The organism is Litorisediminivivens sp. KMU-197 (assembly GCF_056858395.1).
In genome coordinates, this window is record NZ_JBXEQG010000003.1 from 286525 (window position 1) to 301940 (window position 15416).

16 protein-coding genes are annotated in these 15416 nt (G+C 64.7%); 8 read left to right on the forward strand and 8 right to left on the reverse strand.

The genetic code is table 11. The annotated features are described in order from the left end of the window. Positions 1–19 precede the first annotated feature (19 nt). The 4 genes from AC04PT_RS09270 to AC04PT_RS09285 all read left to right on the forward strand — a co-directional run bounded on the left by AC04PT_RS09270 (position 20) and on the right by AC04PT_RS09285 (position 4476). Positions 20–1036 (forward strand): amino acid ABC transporter substrate-binding protein, encoded by a 1017-nt coding sequence (locus AC04PT_RS09270; RefSeq protein WP_482873366.1) that lies wholly within the window; start codon positions 20–22, stop codon positions 1034–1036. 138 nt (positions 1037–1174) lie between these two features. Continuing rightward, on the forward strand, positions 1175–2389 hold the full coding sequence (locus tag AC04PT_RS09275) for an amino acid ABC transporter permease (protein WP_482873367.1): 1215 nt from the start codon (positions 1175–1177) through the stop codon (positions 2387–2389). Between the two features lie 2 nt (positions 2390–2391). Then, complete coding sequence (locus AC04PT_RS09280; RefSeq protein ID WP_482873368.1) at positions 2392–3687, forward strand: amino acid ABC transporter permease; 1296 nt, start codon at positions 2392–2394, stop codon at positions 3685–3687. 15 nt (positions 3688–3702) lie between these two features. After that, the gene (locus AC04PT_RS09285; RefSeq protein WP_482873369.1) at positions 3703–4476 is read left to right on the forward strand and encodes an amino acid ABC transporter ATP-binding protein; all 774 of its coding nucleotides are present in this window, start codon (positions 3703–3705) and stop codon (positions 4474–4476) included. 109 nt (positions 4477–4585) lie between these two features. On the opposite strand, the gene AC04PT_RS09290 is transcribed toward AC04PT_RS09285, so the two are convergent. The 6 genes from AC04PT_RS09290 to AC04PT_RS09315 form a co-directional block, all read right to left on the reverse strand. Then, positions 4586–5074, reverse strand: a complete 489-nt coding sequence (locus AC04PT_RS09290; RefSeq protein ID WP_482873370.1) for a SixA phosphatase family protein — start codon at positions 5072–5074, stop codon at positions 4586–4588. Beyond that, positions 5059–5733, reverse strand: coding sequence for a ferredoxin (locus AC04PT_RS09295; RefSeq protein WP_482873371.1), 675 nt, complete (start codon positions 5731–5733; stop codon positions 5059–5061). The genes AC04PT_RS09290 and AC04PT_RS09295 overlap by 16 nt, the downstream gene beginning before the upstream one ends. After that, complete coding sequence (locus AC04PT_RS09300; protein ID WP_482873372.1) at positions 5709–6503, reverse strand: sterol desaturase family protein; 795 nt, start codon at positions 6501–6503, stop codon at positions 5709–5711. Before AC04PT_RS09300 ends, AC04PT_RS09295 begins: the two co-directional genes overlap by 25 nt. A 36-nt stretch (positions 6504–6539) precedes the next feature. Further along, positions 6540–7412 (reverse strand): acetylglutamate kinase, encoded by an 873-nt coding sequence (gene argB, locus AC04PT_RS09305; protein ID WP_482873373.1) that lies wholly within the window; start codon positions 7410–7412, stop codon positions 6540–6542. A gap of 154 nt (positions 7413–7566) precedes the next feature. Beyond that, positions 7567–8745, reverse strand: coding sequence for a dual-specificity RNA methyltransferase RlmN (gene rlmN / locus AC04PT_RS09310; protein ID WP_482873374.1), 1179 nt, complete (start codon positions 8743–8745; stop codon positions 7567–7569). Positions 8746–8890: 145 nt separating this feature from the next. After that, entirely contained in the window at positions 8891–9400 is a 510-nt protein-coding gene (locus tag AC04PT_RS09315; protein WP_482873375.1) for an invasion associated locus B family protein, read from the reverse strand. Positions 9401–9596: 196 nt separating this feature from the next. On the opposite strand from AC04PT_RS09315, the gene AC04PT_RS09320 reads away from it, so the two are divergent. From AC04PT_RS09320 to AC04PT_RS09330, 3 genes are read left to right on the forward strand one after another with little or no spacing between them, the layout of a single operon-like run. Beyond that, entirely contained in the window at positions 9597–10598 is a 1002-nt protein-coding gene (locus AC04PT_RS09320; protein WP_482873376.1) for an asparaginase, read from the forward strand. Next, positions 10595–11215, forward strand: a complete 621-nt coding sequence (locus AC04PT_RS09325) for an HAD family hydrolase (protein ID WP_482873377.1) — start codon at positions 10595–10597, stop codon at positions 11213–11215. Before AC04PT_RS09320 ends, AC04PT_RS09325 begins: the two co-directional genes overlap by 4 nt. Next, a complete protein-coding gene (locus tag AC04PT_RS09330; protein ID WP_482873378.1) occupies positions 11212–12129 on the forward strand; it encodes an ornithine cyclodeaminase family protein in 918 nt (305 codons plus the stop codon). Before AC04PT_RS09325 ends, AC04PT_RS09330 begins: the two co-directional genes overlap by 4 nt. A gap of 26 nt (positions 12130–12155) precedes the next feature. On the opposite strand, the gene AC04PT_RS09335 is transcribed toward AC04PT_RS09330, so the two are convergent. Beyond that, entirely contained in the window at positions 12156–13394 is a 1239-nt protein-coding gene (locus AC04PT_RS09335) for an MFS transporter (protein WP_482873379.1), read from the reverse strand. A 173-nt stretch (positions 13395–13567) separates the two neighbouring features. On the opposite strand from AC04PT_RS09335, the gene zapE reads away from it, so the two are divergent. Beyond that, positions 13568–14650, forward strand: coding sequence for a cell division protein ZapE (gene zapE, locus AC04PT_RS09340; RefSeq protein WP_482873380.1), 1083 nt, complete (start codon positions 13568–13570; stop codon positions 14648–14650). A gap of 119 nt (positions 14651–14769) precedes the next feature. Here zapE and AC04PT_RS09345 read toward each other — a convergent pair whose 3' ends face one another. Further along, positions 14770–15414: an RluA family pseudouridine synthase gene (locus tag AC04PT_RS09345; RefSeq protein ID WP_482873381.1), complete on the reverse strand. Its 645-nt coding sequence runs from the start codon at positions 15412–15414 to the stop codon at positions 14770–14772. Between the last annotated feature and the right edge of the window lie 2 nt (positions 15415–15416).

The following is a 15416-nucleotide window of genomic DNA, read 5'->3' on the forward strand; positions in this document are numbered from 1 at the left end:
AAACAGGAAGAGGTAATCCATGAACAAATCCGTATTTCTTGGCGCGATGACCGTCGCCGGTCTTGCTGCCGGCGCTGCCGCCGCAGCCACGCTGGACGATGTGAAGGCACGCGGCAAGCTTAACTGCGGTGTGACAACCGGTCTCGTGGGCTTTGCCGCCCCCGACGCCAACGGCAACTGGGACGGCTTCGATGTCGGCATCTGCCGTGCGATCGCAGCCGCTGTGCTGAACGATCCGACCGCTGTGGAATTCGTGCCCACGACAGGCAAGACGCGCTTCACCGCGCTGGCCTCGGGCGAGATTGACACGCTGGCCCGCAACACCACCTGGACCTTCTCGCGCGATGTCGACCTGAAGTTCGAATTCGTGGGCGTCAACTACTACGACGGTCAGGGCTTCATGGTTCCGAAGTCGCTGGGCGTGTCCTCGGCCAAGGAACTGGACGGCGCCACCGTCTGCATCCAGACCGGCACCACCACCGAGCTGAACCTGGCGGACTACTTCCGCAAGAACAACATCTCGTATGAGCCGGTTCCGATCGAAACCAACGCCGAAGCACAGCCGCTGTACCTGGAAGGCGCCTGCGACGTCTACACCACCGACGCCTCCGGCCTGGCCGCGACTCGCGCCGCGTTCGAGAATCCGGGCGACCACGTCGTTCTGCCCGAGATCATCTCGAAAGAGCCGCTGGGCCCGCTGGTCCGCCACGGCGACAACGACTGGGGCGACATCAACCGCTGGGTGCTGAACGCGCTGATCGCCGCGGAAGAGTACGGCATCACCTCGGCCAACATCGAAGAGCTGTCGCAAGGCACCGACAACCCGGAAATCAACCGTCTGCTGGGCACCGAAGGCAGCCTGGGCGAGATGCTGGGTCTGGACGCCGACTGGGCCAAGCGCGCCATCATGGCGGGCGGCAACTATGGTGAACTGTTCGAGAAGCACATCGGTGAGAACACCCCGGTGGGCCTGTCGCGCGGCCTGAACGCACAATGGACCGACGGCGGCCTGATGTACGCCCCGCCGTTCCGCTAAACACTGATACGGCAGGGGCGCGGGTCATGCCGCGCCCCTGCTGCCCTTTGCAAGACAACAAGAATATCCGCGACCGGTCACAGAGCGGGACAGCCGCCGGCCAGACGATACAGCGGAAACCCAGGGATCTGAAAATACATGTCGACTTTCTCCGACCCACCGGCGGAGTCGTTCCGGCTTTCGCAGCTTGTCAACGACACCCGATATCGATCCATCACATTCCAGTTCATTGCGCTGATCCTGCTGATCTTCGCCATGGCCTATCTTGGATGGAACCTTGTCCAGAACCTGGCCGCGGCCGGGTTGAACATTTCCTACGACTTTCTGGGCGAGCCTGCCGGCTATGACATCAACCAGACCCTGATCGACTACAACAGCCAGTCGAGTCACTGGCGCGCCGCCATGGTGGGTGTGCTGAACACGCTGCTGGTGGCTGTCCTGGGCTGCATCATGGCCACCATCGTCGGCGTCTTCGTGGGTGTGCTGCGGCTGTCGCCGAACTGGCTGATCCGCAAGCTGATGTCGGTCTATGTCGAGATCTTCCGCAACGTGCCGGTGCTGATCTGGATTCTGGTGATCATGGCGATCTTCGTGGCCGTCCTGCCGCAGCCGCGCGACTTCCGCGGCGATCCGGCCGAAGCTTCGATGCTGTGGGATGCCTTCGCCTTCACCGGCCGAGGCTTCTATCTGCCGGCACCGGTGTTCGGACCCGGCGGTTGGTTGGTGGTCGCGACCTTCATTGCCTCGATCGTGGCGATCGTGTTCTACCGTCGCTACACCACCAAAAAGCTTTATGACGAAGGCGTGCTTTTGCCCCGTGCCTGGCCCACGGCGGCGCTGTTCTTCATTCCATCGCTGCTGGTGTTCTTCGTGCTTGGCATGCCGATCACGCTGGAATACCCGGAGCTGAAGGGCTTCAACTTCCAGGGCGGCATCTACATGCGCAACTCGCTGATCGCGCTGTGGTTTGCCCTGTCGATCTATACCGCCGCCTTCATCGCCGAGAACGTCCGCGCCGGCATCCTGGCCGTTTCGAAGGGCCAGACCGAGGCTGCGGCCTCGCTTGGGCTGCGCCCCAACCGGATCATGAATCTGGTGGTACTCCCGCAGGCGCTGCGGGTCATCATTCCGCCGCTGATCTCGCAGTATCTGAACCTGACCAAGAACTCGTCGCTGGCGATTGCCGTGGGCTACATGGACCTGACCGGGACGCTGGGCGGCATCACGTTGAACCAGACCGGCCGCGCCATCGAATGCGTGTTGTTGCTGATGTTGTTCTACCTGACGATCTCGCTCGCCATTTCGGCGCTGATGAACGTCTACAACAACGCCGTTAAGCTGAAGGAGCGCTGATCATGTCCGACATGCATGCCGAAAGCGTCGCCTACGTCCGTGAAACCATGCTGCCCGAGGCAGAGCCGCCTGCATCCGAAGTTGGTGTCGTCCACTGGATGCGCGAGAACCTCTTCAAGGGGTGGGTCAACACCCTGATGACATTGCTGGCGATCTTCGTGATCTACAAGATCGTCGCGGGCGCGCTTCCATGGTTCGTCAACGGCATCTGGTCCACGGATTCGCTGGCCGAGTGCCGCGAGATCCTGCAGGGCACGACGGGGGGCTGTTTCTCGGTCCTGACCGAGCGCTGGAACCAGCTGCTGTTTGGTTTCAAATATCCGACCGATCAATACTGGAGGCTGATCCTTGCCTTCTTGCTGCTGGGTTTGGCCGCCGCGCCTGTATTGTTCAGCCATTTGCCCAAGGGTATGCTGATCTTCACCGGCCTCTACCCCTTCATCGCCTTCTGGCTGATCTGGGGCGGCAGCATCCTGGCGCCGCTGGTGGCGCTGGCAGGATTCGTGATCGGTTACATCGCCTTCAAGAAAGTCGAGCACCAAAGCTTCGCGATGGGTGCGCTGGCCTTCCTTGTCGCCGCGGTGGTGACATGGGCGCTGGGCGGGTTCCTTGTTGACGCCATGCCGGGTTTCCTGGCACTCGAGCAGGTGGCGTCGCGCGACATGGGTGGCTTCATGCTCAACATGATCCTCGGCGTGGTCTGCGTGTCGCTTTCGCTGCCCATCGGCATCCTGCTGGCGCTGGGCCGGCAGTCGGACATGCCGATCATCAAGTGGATCTGCGTCGTCTTCATCGAGTTCATCCGCGGCGTGCCGCTGATCACGCTGCTGTTCGTCGCCAACGTGGTGCTGGCCTACTTCCTGCCGCCGGGGACTAACTTCGACCTGATTATCCGCGTCATCATCATGATCACCGCGTTTTCGTCGGCCTATATTGCCGAGGTGATCCGGGGCGGTCTGGCGGCGCTGCCGCGCGGCCAGTACGAGGCGGCGGACAGCCTGGGCCTCGACTATGCTCAGGCAACGCGGCTGATCATCATGCCGCAGGCGCTGAAGATCTCGATCCCCGGCATCGTCAACGTGGCGGTGGGCCTGTTCAAGGACACCACGCTGGTGTCGGTGATCTCGATGTTCGACCTTGTCGGCATGATCCGCGGTCCGATCCTGGCCTCGACCGAGTGGAACGGCGTTTACTGGGAGCTGTGGGGCTTCGCGGTCCTGCTGTTCTTCATCGTCTGCTACTCGATCTCGCAATATTCACAATGGCTGGAGCGTCAGCTTCAGACCGATCACCGTTAAGAAAGGGGTTTGGACATGGCTCAACCTGCACAAACTCAACTGCACATCACCGACGAAGTCGCGATTCAGATCGAGAACATGAACAAGTGGTACGGCACCTTCCACGTGCTGCGCGACATCGACCTGACGGTGCACAGGGGCGAACGGATCGTGATCGCGGGGCCTTCGGGGTCCGGTAAATCGACGCTGATCCGCTGCATCAACGCGCTGGAAGAACACCAGAAGGGCAAGATTACCGTCGATGGCACGATCCTGTCGTCGGACCTCAAGAACATCGACAAGATCCGGTCCGAGGTTGGCATGGTGTTCCAGCACTTCAACCTGTTCCCGCATCTGACGATCCTTGAAAACTGCACCCTCGCGCCGATCTGGGTCCGCAAGACACCCAAGAAGGAAGCCGAGGAAATCGCGATGCATTTCCTGCGCAAGGTGAAGATTCCCGAGCAAGCCAACAAGTATCCCGGCCAACTTTCCGGCGGTCAGCAGCAGCGCGTGGCAATTGCCCGGTCGCTGTGCATGAAGCCGCGGATCATGCTGTTTGACGAACCGACTTCGGCGCTCGATCCCGAGATGATCAAAGAGGTTCTGGACACCATGGTCGAGCTGGCCGAGGAAGGCATGACCATGCTCTGCGTGACCCACGAGATGGGCTTCGCGCGGCAGGTGGCGAACCGTGTGATCTTTATGGACGCCGGCCAGATCGTCGAACAGAACGAACCGGAAGAGTTCTTCAACAACCCCCAGAACGAGCGCACCAAGCTGTTCCTGAGCCAGATCCTGGGGCACTGACGCGCCGCGGATTGCCAAGATCCCGTCCCGGGCCTGACCCGGGACCTCCTTGCGCCGCCCCTTCCCGAGACGGCGGCGCAGGCCACAGGTACCATGATCGTCGGCTGTCTCAGCCCAATTCGCGCGGTATCACGAAGTCGCGCGCCACGGTCGTTCCGAACCGTGCCTCTGCCCAACTGCCCGGAACATCAGCCACAAGCGTCGCGCAGGTGGGATAGTCGCGGAACCGGGGATGATCCGGCGGGTGCGCCACCATCCGCGCGGCGAATTCGGCGATGCCCGGATTGTGGCCGATCATCAGCAGCGTCGTGCCCTCGGCATCTTGTAGCTCCGCCAGCATCTCTTCAGCGCCGGCGTGATAGAGGTTGGCCGTGAACCGCACCGGACAGGTCAGTGCCAGCCCTTCAAATGTCGCGCGCGTGCGGGTGCTGTCGGAACTGATCGCCGCGTCCGGCAGGTGGCCCCGGTGTCGCAGCCAATCGCCCATGGCCTTTGCCGCCCGCGCCCCGCGTCGGTTCAGGGGCCGCGCATAATCGGCAAGGCCGGGGTCGCCCCAGCTTGATTTGGCATGTCGCATCAGGATCAGGCGTCGGACCATTCCGGGTGAAAGCTCCTCATGTGGAACGCCGATTGCGCTTCGGCCCGGCCCCACGATTGCGAGACCGGGCAAGCCCTCCGTACCGCGCAGCCCCGCGTCATGCAATCGCGCCCCGGTGCCGTGTCCAGATAGGCCTTGCAGCGCGGCACATCGTAGGTCTGCGCCCCGGCCAGCGCGCCGACAGGGCAGGCGGTAAGGCAGGGTTTGTCGTCGCAACTGTCGCAGGGTCTTGACGGGGCAGGGGGCAGGTCCACCGTCTGTGACAGGGCCAGCGCCCCGCGAAACGACACCATAAGACCGGCGCGGTCATGCACCAGCACACCCGCGGGCGAGTTCCAGACCCGCCCCGTGGCCTTGGCCCAGGCGATGAAGGGAGCATAGGGGCGGCCGTCCGACGGAAAAAGTGCCGCGGCGCCGATGTCCCGCGCCCAGCCGCCCAGCACACGCTTCGACCACCGGTCAAGCGGGTCGGCAAGGCCGTCACGGTATTCGGCACTTTCTTGGAAAGCCGGCCAAAAGGCGGGCTCGGCCGGACCGATCATCAGCAGCGTGGCGCAGTCCTTCGGTGCGCCGTCCTGCGGCCCCGGGTGAAACCCGCCCAGCACCCGCAGGTGCCGCGCCTCGGCGTCGGAGACTAGCGTTTCATAAACGGCAGCCACAGGCTCCACCCCAGTTGCGTCGGCCTTTCGTCCTGCCACTCCAGCCCGATGGTCATGCCGTCGTGCCCGGCCTCGGGCTGGGGCCGGTAGGTGCGGAACAGCCGGTCCCAGACAGAAAGCGCGAAGCCGTAGTTGCTGTCATGCTCGTGACGATGCACGGAGTGATGCACCCGGTGCATGTCGGGCGTCACCAGCACCCGGCGCAGCGCCGCGTCGAGCCAGAGCGGCAGGCGCAGGTTCGAATGGGTGAAGAGAGCCGTGCCATTCAGCAGCACCTCGAAGATCAGCACCGCGACGGCGGCCGGACCCAGCAGATAGACCAGCCCGATCTTCAAGAGCATCGACAACGCGATTTCGACCGGATGGAAACGGATCGCCGTTGTCACGTCGAACTCGACATCGGCATGGTGCACCCGGTGCAGCCGCCACAGCAGCGGCACCTTGTGGGTGATCAGGTGCTGAAGCCAGATCGCGAAGTCGAAGATCAGCACCGCCAGCCCGATCTCGAGCCACGCGGGCCAGTCCAGAAGGTTGAACAGCCCCCAACCCTGCGCCTCGGCGTCCACCGCCGCGCCGATGGCCAGCAGCGGCAACCCGAAGGCCAATGCACGCAAGGTCAACGTGTCGACGACGGTGATCCCCCAGTTGGTCAGCCAGCGTCGCGTGCGGGGCCGCTGACGGTCCCTGCGCGGTGTCCATGCCTCGAGCGCGGCGAAGAGGGTGAACAGCCCGAGGAAAAACCCCAGGCGAATGACGGCTTCATGCTCCATGCGGTGCAATATATGCAGCAGACCGCATGTAACCAATCACTGCTTCGGCATGTCCCGGATCAGCGATCCCGCGCCGTGTTCGGTGTAAAGCTCCAGCAGGCAGGCATTGGGGGCGCGGCCATCGAGGATCACCACCGCGCGCACCCCGCGTTCGATCGCATCCAGCGCGGTCTCGGTCTTGGGGATCATGCCGCCGGCAATCACGCCGTCGCTTGTCATCTGCCGGATTTGGGCCGCCGTCAATTCGGTCACCACCTCGCCGCTGTCATTCTTGACGCCGGCCACGTCGGTCAGCAGCAGCAGCCGGTCGGCCTTGAGCGCCCCGGCGATGGCCCCCGCCGCGGTGTCGCCGTTGATGTTGAAGGTCTCGCCCTTCCGCCCGGCGCCCAGCGGCGCGATCACCGGGATGGTATTGGACCGGAACATGTCATGCAGCACCGCGGTATTGATCTCCTTCGGCGTTCCGACAAACCCCAGATCGGCATGGGTCTGCTCGCAGACGATCAGGTTGGCATCCTTGCCCGACACGCCCACCGCCTTGCCACCCTGACCGTTGATCGCCTGCACGATGCGCTTGTTCACGAGGCCAGAGAGCACCATCTCGACCACGTCAACCGTTGCCTTGTCGGTGACCCGCTTGCCGTTCACAAAGCTCGACTCGATCCCCAGCTTGTCCAGCATGGCATTGATCATAGGGCCGCCGCCGTGCACTACCACCGGGTTCACGCCGACCTGCTGCATCAGCACCACGTCGCGGGCGAATTCCTCCATCGCCTCGTCCGAGCCCATGGCGTGACCGCCCAGCTTGATGACGACGATGGCACCGGTGTAGCGCTGCAGATAGGGCAGGGCCTGGGAAAGCGTGCGGGCGGTGGCGATCCAGTCGCGGTTCATGTCCTGTTTTCTCATGTCTGGCCCTCTGGTCACGCCGTTATCACAAGCGCCCGTGCCGGGCGCAAGCACAATGCCCCGCGCCGAAGGTCAGGCAGGTCCAGTGCTTCTTCTGGCCGAAAACATCCCGGGGGGAGCCGAAGGCGGGGGCAGCGCCCCCGATTGCGCGGCCTCAGCGGTCCAGACCGGCCTCGGCCTCGATCGCCTTGCGCGACTTGCGGGCACGCTCGGTGGCGGACTTGAGCTGGCCGCAGGCGGCCATGATGTCCTCGCCCCGGGGCGTGCGAATCGGGCTGGCATAGCCCGCCTTGTGCACGATGTCGGCAAACTTCTCGATCCGCTCCCAATCGGAGCGCTCGTAGGGCGAGCCGGGCCATTCGTTGAACGGGATCAGGTTGATCTTCGCCGGGATGCCCTGAATCAGTTTCACCAGCCGCCTCGCGTCGGCGTCACTGTCGTTGACGCCCTTGAGCATGACGTATTCGAAGGTGATCCGCTCGGAGTTCGAGATCCGGGGATAGTCGCGCAGCGCGCCGAGCAGTTCCTCGATGTTCCAGCGCTTGTTGATCGGCACCAGCGTGTTGCGCACCTCGTCGGTGGTGGCGTGGAAGCTGACCGCCAGCAGGCAGCCGATCTCTTCGGCGGTGCGCGCGATTTCTGGCACAACGCCCGATGTCGACAGCGTGATGCGGCGGCGCGACAGTTGGATGCCTTCGGGGTCCATAGCGATCTTCATCGCGTCGCGCACGTTCTCGAAGTTGTAGAGCGGCTCGCCCATTCCCATTAGCACGATGTTCGACAGAAGCCGTGTCTCGTTCTTCGGCGCACCGCGCTCGGGCCATTCGCCAAGGTCGTCGCGGGCCAGCATGACCTGGCCGATGATCTCGCCCGCGGTCAGGTTGCGCACCAGTTTCTGGGTACCGGTGTGGCAGAACGAGCAGGTCAGCGTACAGCCCACCTGGCTTGAAATGCAGAGCGTGCCGCGGTCGGCCTCGGGGATATAAACCACCTCGACCTCGTGTCCGCCGGCGATGCGGACAAGGTATTTGCGCGTGCCGTCGGCCGAGACCGACTTGGTCACAACCTCCGGCAGTTCGATCACGAAATGCTCGGCCAGTTCGGCGCGATAGGCCTTGGAGAGGTTGGTCATCACGTCGAAGTCGCGGACGCCCCATTGGTAGATCCACTGCCAGATCTGGCCGACCCGCATCCTGGCCTGTTTTTCCGGCGTGCCGATCCGGATCAGCGCGTCGCGCATGGCGTCGCGGGTCAGACCGACGAGGTTGGTCTTGCCGGACTCGGGCAGCTTGCGGGGGATGGTCAGCACATCCTGGGTGATCGGCGCGGTCATAACGGGGCTCTCATGTCGAACGAAGTGCCCCACATATAGGATTCGGGGCAGGAATCAAAGAATTTGCGCGCCCGGACCCGGACGCGCAACTTGCTGCCTGTGCGGCAGGGATGACGGATGCGACCCGCGAGGGCCGCAGCACCGGTTACCCGGCGCAGCGCTTTTCGGCGTCCTCGATCATGGCGGTGAAGCCCAACAGAGAGAACGTGTCCTTGGTGACGGTCCCGCGCGAAGAACGCGCGGTCAGCACCGCCTCGGACCCGCGCTTCATCGCGGTGATGATCTTGGCGTCATCTGCCGGGCTCGCCGCCCAGGCCCATTCCCCTTCGGTGAACAATTCGAACGACGTGCCGCTGATATCGATATTGACGGTCGATCCGCTGGCGAAAGGGTAGCCGCCGGTGAAGGTCAGCTGCGGTTTGTTCACCCCCGCCTCGGGGCGGTAGAAGGCAAACAGCAGGATGTCGCCACGCCGCACGGCCACCACGCGGCCATCCCTCGTGTTGACGGTTTCCTTCGGCCGGGTGACCGCCCAGCACTCTTTCGGATCGTCCTCGGTGAACACGCTCCAATCGGTCTGGGCCGCGACGCGATTGGTACTTTCCTGCTGTGCTGCCACGCCGGTTGCGACCGCCAGTGCAATCACTGCGGCCATACTGCGCGCAATACGAAAATTCATATGTCCAGCCTCCAAGCTGTCCTCAGCCTCAATTTCTGATCTTTGGCGGCGCCCCTTTTGGCTCATGGGTCTTGCGCGGCCATTTCCTTCTCGACCAAAGCATATTAGCGTCAAAGGTGCGACGGGCGAAAGGTCCGTTGGCAGAAAATCGCCAATAGTTGAACGGTGTTTGATGACCCAATCCCCCCTGTCCGCCGCGGTGCCTCTGGTCGAGGTCTGGCGCGGAAATATTCTCGAGTCGGCCCATGCGGGTCATGCGGTGATCTGCGATTCCAGGGGCGATATCGTGGAGGCCTGGGGCGACCCGGATTTGCCCATACTGCCACGGTCGTCGATCAAGATGGTTCAGGCGCTGCCCCTGCTGACCAGTGGCGCGGGCGCGGGGTTGTCCGAGCGGCACCTGGCGCTGGCCTGCGCAAGCCACGACGGCGGCGCGATCCATACCGACCTGGCGACCTCCTGGTTGACCGACATGGGGCTTGGCGAGGACGACCTGCGCTGCGGGCCGCAGATGCCGGTCGACCGCGCGGCGCGCACCGCGCTGGTCAAGGCCGATGCCTCGCCCTGTCAGGTGCACAACAACTGCTCGGGCAAGCACTGCGGTTTCCTGATGCTGAACCGGCATATCGGTGGCGGGCCAGAGTATATCCTGCCCGACCATCCCGTGCAGCGCGCCGTGCTCGAGGCCTTCGAAACGGTAACGCGGGAAACCAGCACCGGCTACGGCATCGACGGCTGCTCGGCGCCGAATTTCGCGGCCTCTATGCACGGGATTGCGCGGTCGATGGCGTATTTCGCATCGGCTGAGGGCCGTGACGATGCCATGAGCCGGGCCGCCGCGCGGCTGGTGGCCTCGATGTGCGCCCACCCCGATCTGGTGGCGGGCGAAGGCCGCGCCTGTACCGAACTGATGCGCGCCGTGCCGGGTGCGGTGGTCAAGACCGGGGCCGACGGTGTCTTTACCGCGATTCTGCCGAAGCAAGGGCTGGGTGTGGCGTTGAAGATCGCCGATGGTGCCACGCGGGCCAGCGAGGCCGCGATTGCTCAGATTCTGATACGGCTGGGCGCGTTGGAGCCGGAGCATCCTGCGGCCCGTCGCCGTGTCAACGTGCCGATACTCAGTCGGCGCGGGATCGAGGCCGGCGTCATCCGCGCATCGGGCGCGCTGCAATGACGATCGAGGCCGTGGTCTTCGACATCGGCAACGTGCTGATCGAGTGGAATCCTCAGCGGTTCTTCGATGTACGCCTCGGGCCGGAACGCCGGACGCGGTTCTTTGACGAAGTTCCGCTGATGGCGATGAATGACCAGGTCGACCGCGGTGTGGACTTCGCCTCTGCCGTCAACGATCTGGCCGAGGCGCACCCGGCCTGGGCCAGCGAGGTCAGGCTGTGGCGCGACAACTGGATCGAACTGTGCAGCCCGGCCATCGACCGCTCGGTCAGGCTGCTGCGCGGCCTTAGGGCCAATGGCGTGCCGGTCTATGCGCTCAGCAACTTTGGCGTTCGCACCTTCGAGATCGCCTGCCAGCACTATCCGTTCCTGACCGAGTTCGACCAGGCCTATATCTCGGGCCATATCGGGTCGATCAAGCCTGAGTCGCAGATTTACCAGCTGCTCGAGACTACGTGCGGCGTGGCGCCCGAGGCACTGCTCTTTGCCGACGATCGCGCCGACAACATCGCCGTGGCCGAGGCGCGCGGATGGCAGGTACACCTGTTTCAGGGCGCGGACGGCTGGGCCGCGCGGCTGGTGTCCGAGGGACTTCTGACCGAGGAGGAGGCCGAATGAGCTTTCCGACCATCCCCTTTGCCGAAGGTGAACGCCTGCTGGACTGGATCGCCCTGACCGAGGCGTTGAAGGCCGGGCACCGCCTGCCGCGGGCCGAGATCGGAGACACCGTTCTGCGCCGTGGCGAGGATACCCTGCTCAGCCGGGCGGCATGGATCGACGGGCTGGGCTCGCTGGTGAAGACCGCCACGATCCATCCCGGCAACGGCACTCGCGACCTGCCCAGCGTCAACGGTGCGGTCAGCCTGTTCGACGACAAGACCGGCGTGCTTGAGGCGATGGTCGACTTTCATCTGGTAACCAAGTGGAAGACCGCCGGCGATTCCCTGCTGGGTGCCCTGCGGCTGGCGCGTCGTGACGCGCGCAAGGTGCTGATTATCGGGGCCGGCACGGTGGCACGATCGCTTTACGAGGCCTATTCGGCAGGTTTCCCGGAGGCGCAGTTCGCGGTCTGGAGCCGCACCGCCTCAAAGGCGCGTGAGCTTGCAGCGGCGTGCGCAGGCATGACGGTCGCGGACGAGCTTGAGGCCGCGGTGCGCGAGGCCGACATCGTCACCAGCGCCACCATGGCCACGGCGCCGGTTTTGCGCGGTGACTGGCTGCAGCCCGGCCAGCACATCGACCTGATCGGGGCCTACCGGGCCGACATGCGCGAGGCCGATGACACGACCATGCAGCGCGCCCGCGTCTTCGTGGACAGCTTCGACACGACGGTGGGACACATCGGCGAGATCCAGATGCCGCTGGACAGCGGTGCGATTGCCCGGGCCGACCTGCTGGCGGACTTCTACGAACCGGAGAAGATGCGGCGGAAAAACGACGACGAGATCACGCTGTTCAAGAACGGCGGCGGCGCGCATCTGGATCTGATGACGGCGCGCTTCGTGCTTGACCGCTGGTCCACGCAGGGCTGACGCGTACCGGCCCGGCGACGGTTCGGCTAGGCCGTGACCGGCTGGGGCCGGTGTTCCTTCACCGGCAGGTGGACGATGGCCGAGAAGGCGCCGACGCCGACGCCGATCCACCACACCATGGTGTAATCGCCATAGACGTCATACATCCGCCCGCCCAGCCAGACGCCAAGGAAGCTGCCCAGCTGGTGACTGAAGAACACGATGCCGTAGAGGGTGCCCATGTAGCGCAGCCCGTAGAGATGCGCGATCAACCCCGAGGTCAGCGGCACCGTCGCCAGCCAGAGTGAGCCCATCGCCAGCGAAAACAGCAGCACCGTTGCCGGGGTGATCGGGAACAGCATGAAGGCAGCGGCGACGATGGTCCGCCCGGCATAGATGCCGGCCAGCAGGTATTTCTTGGAATAGCGCTTGCCCAGATACCCCGCCGTCAAGGTGCCGGCGATATTTGCCAGCCCGATAAGCGCTATGGCCCAGGCCCCAAGTGCCGAGGTCGTCGTGATGCCGATGGAATGCAGCACGCCGCCGGGCAGGATCGGCCCGCACATCTCGGTCACCAGTGCCGGGAAGTGCGCGGTGACAAAGGCCAGTTGATAGCCGCAGGAGAAGAACCCGAGGAAGATCAGCGTATACGACGGATCGCGGAACGCGCGGCTGAGGATTTGACCCATGGTCTCTTCCAGTTCGGCCCGGCTGACCGGCTGCGGCGCGCGCATCAGCGGCAGTGCCAAGAGCGCACCGAGGATCACCGCTGCGAAAACCAGAAACACCGACTGCCAATCCATCACGCTCAGCAGGTACTCCGCCACCGGCGCGCCGAACACTTGCCCGGCGCTGCCTGCCGCGGTGGCGATGGCAAGGCTCATTGACCGGTGGTCGTCCGAACTGGCGCGGCCCACCACGGCAAGGATCACCCCGAAGCCGGTGCCGGCGATGCCAAAGCCCACGAGGATTTCCAGCATCTGGTGCGCCTCGGGCGTAACCGCGAAGGACGACAGCACCAGTCCCGCGGCATACATCACCCCGCCCAGCACGATCGCCACGCGGTCGCCCATCTTCTCGGCCACCGCGCCGAACAGCGGTTGGCCGATGCCCCATGCGAGGTTCTGGATCGCGATGGCGAGCGAGAACTCGGTGCGCAGCCAGCCGAAATCCTCGGCAATGGGTATCTGGAACACGCCGAAGCTGGCCCGGATGGCGAAGCTGAGCAGCATGATGAAGCAGCCGACAATCAGGACGGGCGTGAAGAGGGGGGTCTTGGCCTGCATGGCTGGCTCCTTGGATCAGGCCGGCAATCTACTTGTTCTGAACGCTTGGTCAATTCAGCAATTGTGATGGCTGCAATTCGGGTGTGTGGCGATGGCCCTTCGCGGCCCGGGACAGGGTGGGAAATGGTGCGGGCGGTCTGGGCAAGACCAACGCCGCGGGTTAAGTGCAGGTCATGAAGACGATGCAGGACATCTATGCCGCCAAGGTGGCTGAGGGCGCGTTGGAGCCCGACGAGGCGCAGCGGGCCGTGCTGCCGGAATTCGAACGCATTCGCGCGGCGTTGACCGAGCCGGTCAAGCGCGGCTTCTTCCGCAAGGCGCCTGAGCCGCCGAAGGGGCTGTATCTCTGGGGCGGTGTCGGGCGCGGCAAGTCGATGCTGATGGACCTTCTCGTCGACACCCTGAAAGCGCAGGAGGTGGCCGTCCGCCGCGTGCATTTTCACGCTTTCATGCAGGAAATACACCGCGGCATGCACGCCGCGCGCCAGCAGGGCGCCGAGGACGCGCTGGCGCCGGTGGCCAAGGACGTGGCAAAGGACCTGCGCTGCCTGGCCTTCGACGAGATGCAGATCACCGACATCACCGACGCCATGGTGGTGGGGCGGCTGTTCGAGTTCCTGTTCGACGCCGGCGTGGTGGTGGTGACCACCTCGAACCGGGTGCCCGGGGATCTCTACAAGGACGGGCTGAACCGCCAGCTGTTCCTGCCCTTCATCAAGCTCATCGAAGGGCGGCTGGTGGTCTGGGAACTGCTCAGCCCGCGCGATTACCGGCAGGACCGGCTGTCGGGCGCACAGGTGTACTTCACGCCCGCCAACGAGGCGTCGCGCGCCGAGATCCAGCAGATCTGGGAGCATCTGACCGGCGACGAGGGGGCGCCGCTGACGCTGGTGGTCAACAAGCGCGAGGTCACGGTCCCGGCGTTCCACAACGGGGTTGCGCGGGCGCGGTTCTACGACCTCTGCGGGCGGCCGCTGGGGCCGGCGGATTATCTTGCGCTGGCCGAGGCCGCGCGGGTGCTGATCCTCGAGGACATCCCGCAGCTTGGCCGGTCGAATTTCAACGAGGCGAAGCGCTTCGTGACCCTTGTCGATGCGCTTTACGAAGCGAAGGTGAAGTTGATCGCCAGCGCCGCGGCGGAGCCCGAGATGCTTTATGTCGAGGGGTCGGGGGCGTTTGAATTCGAACGCACGGCATCGCGCCTGCGCGAGATGCAGGCCGAGGGATGGGGGCAGGGCCCGGCGCCGGAAGCCTGAGGCTTCTGGTGGTTGGCAGGATGTCGCCGCGCCTGCGCGCGCCGACGGACCGGGGGGCCAGTCCCCGGACCCCCGGGATATTTTCGGCCAGAAGAAGGGCGGGGCGCCTCAGAGCCGTGTCAGAACGGCGCCTTGACGCGGAATTTCAGACCCGCGCCGCCGTCGGGGTGACGCAGGCGCAGTTCCTCGGAATGCAGCATCAGGCGGTCGTGCGCGCGGGCGGCGCCCTTGGCGTAGAGCGGATCGCCGAGGATCACGTGGCCAAGCGCCTTGGCATGCACCCGCAGCTGGTGGCTGCGCCCGGTCTTCGGCATGAAGCGCACCCGGGTCTCGTCCGCGCCGTAGGAAACCACGCGCCAGTCGGTCTGGGCTGGACGGCCGGTGTCGTGGCAGACCTTCTGCAAGGGCCGGTTCGGCCAGTCGACGATCAGCGGCAGGTCGACGGTGCCGGTGCGCGGCTCCAGCCGGCCGTCGAGGCGCGCGACATAGGTCTTCTTGACCATGCGCTTTTCGAACTGCAGGCCGAGGTGGCGCTGGGCGTGGGCGCTGAGCGCAAAGATCATCACGCCTGATGTGTCACGGTCGAGCCGGTGCACCAAGAGTGCCTGCGGAAACACCTCCTGCAAGCGCGCGATCAGGCAATCGGCGAGCTCCGGCCCCTTGCCGGGCACCGACAGCAAGCCGGCGGGCTTGTTGACCACGATGATTTCGTGGTCCTCGTGCACCACTTCCAGCGGCGTGTCGGGGGGGTGATAGTCGCTCATGG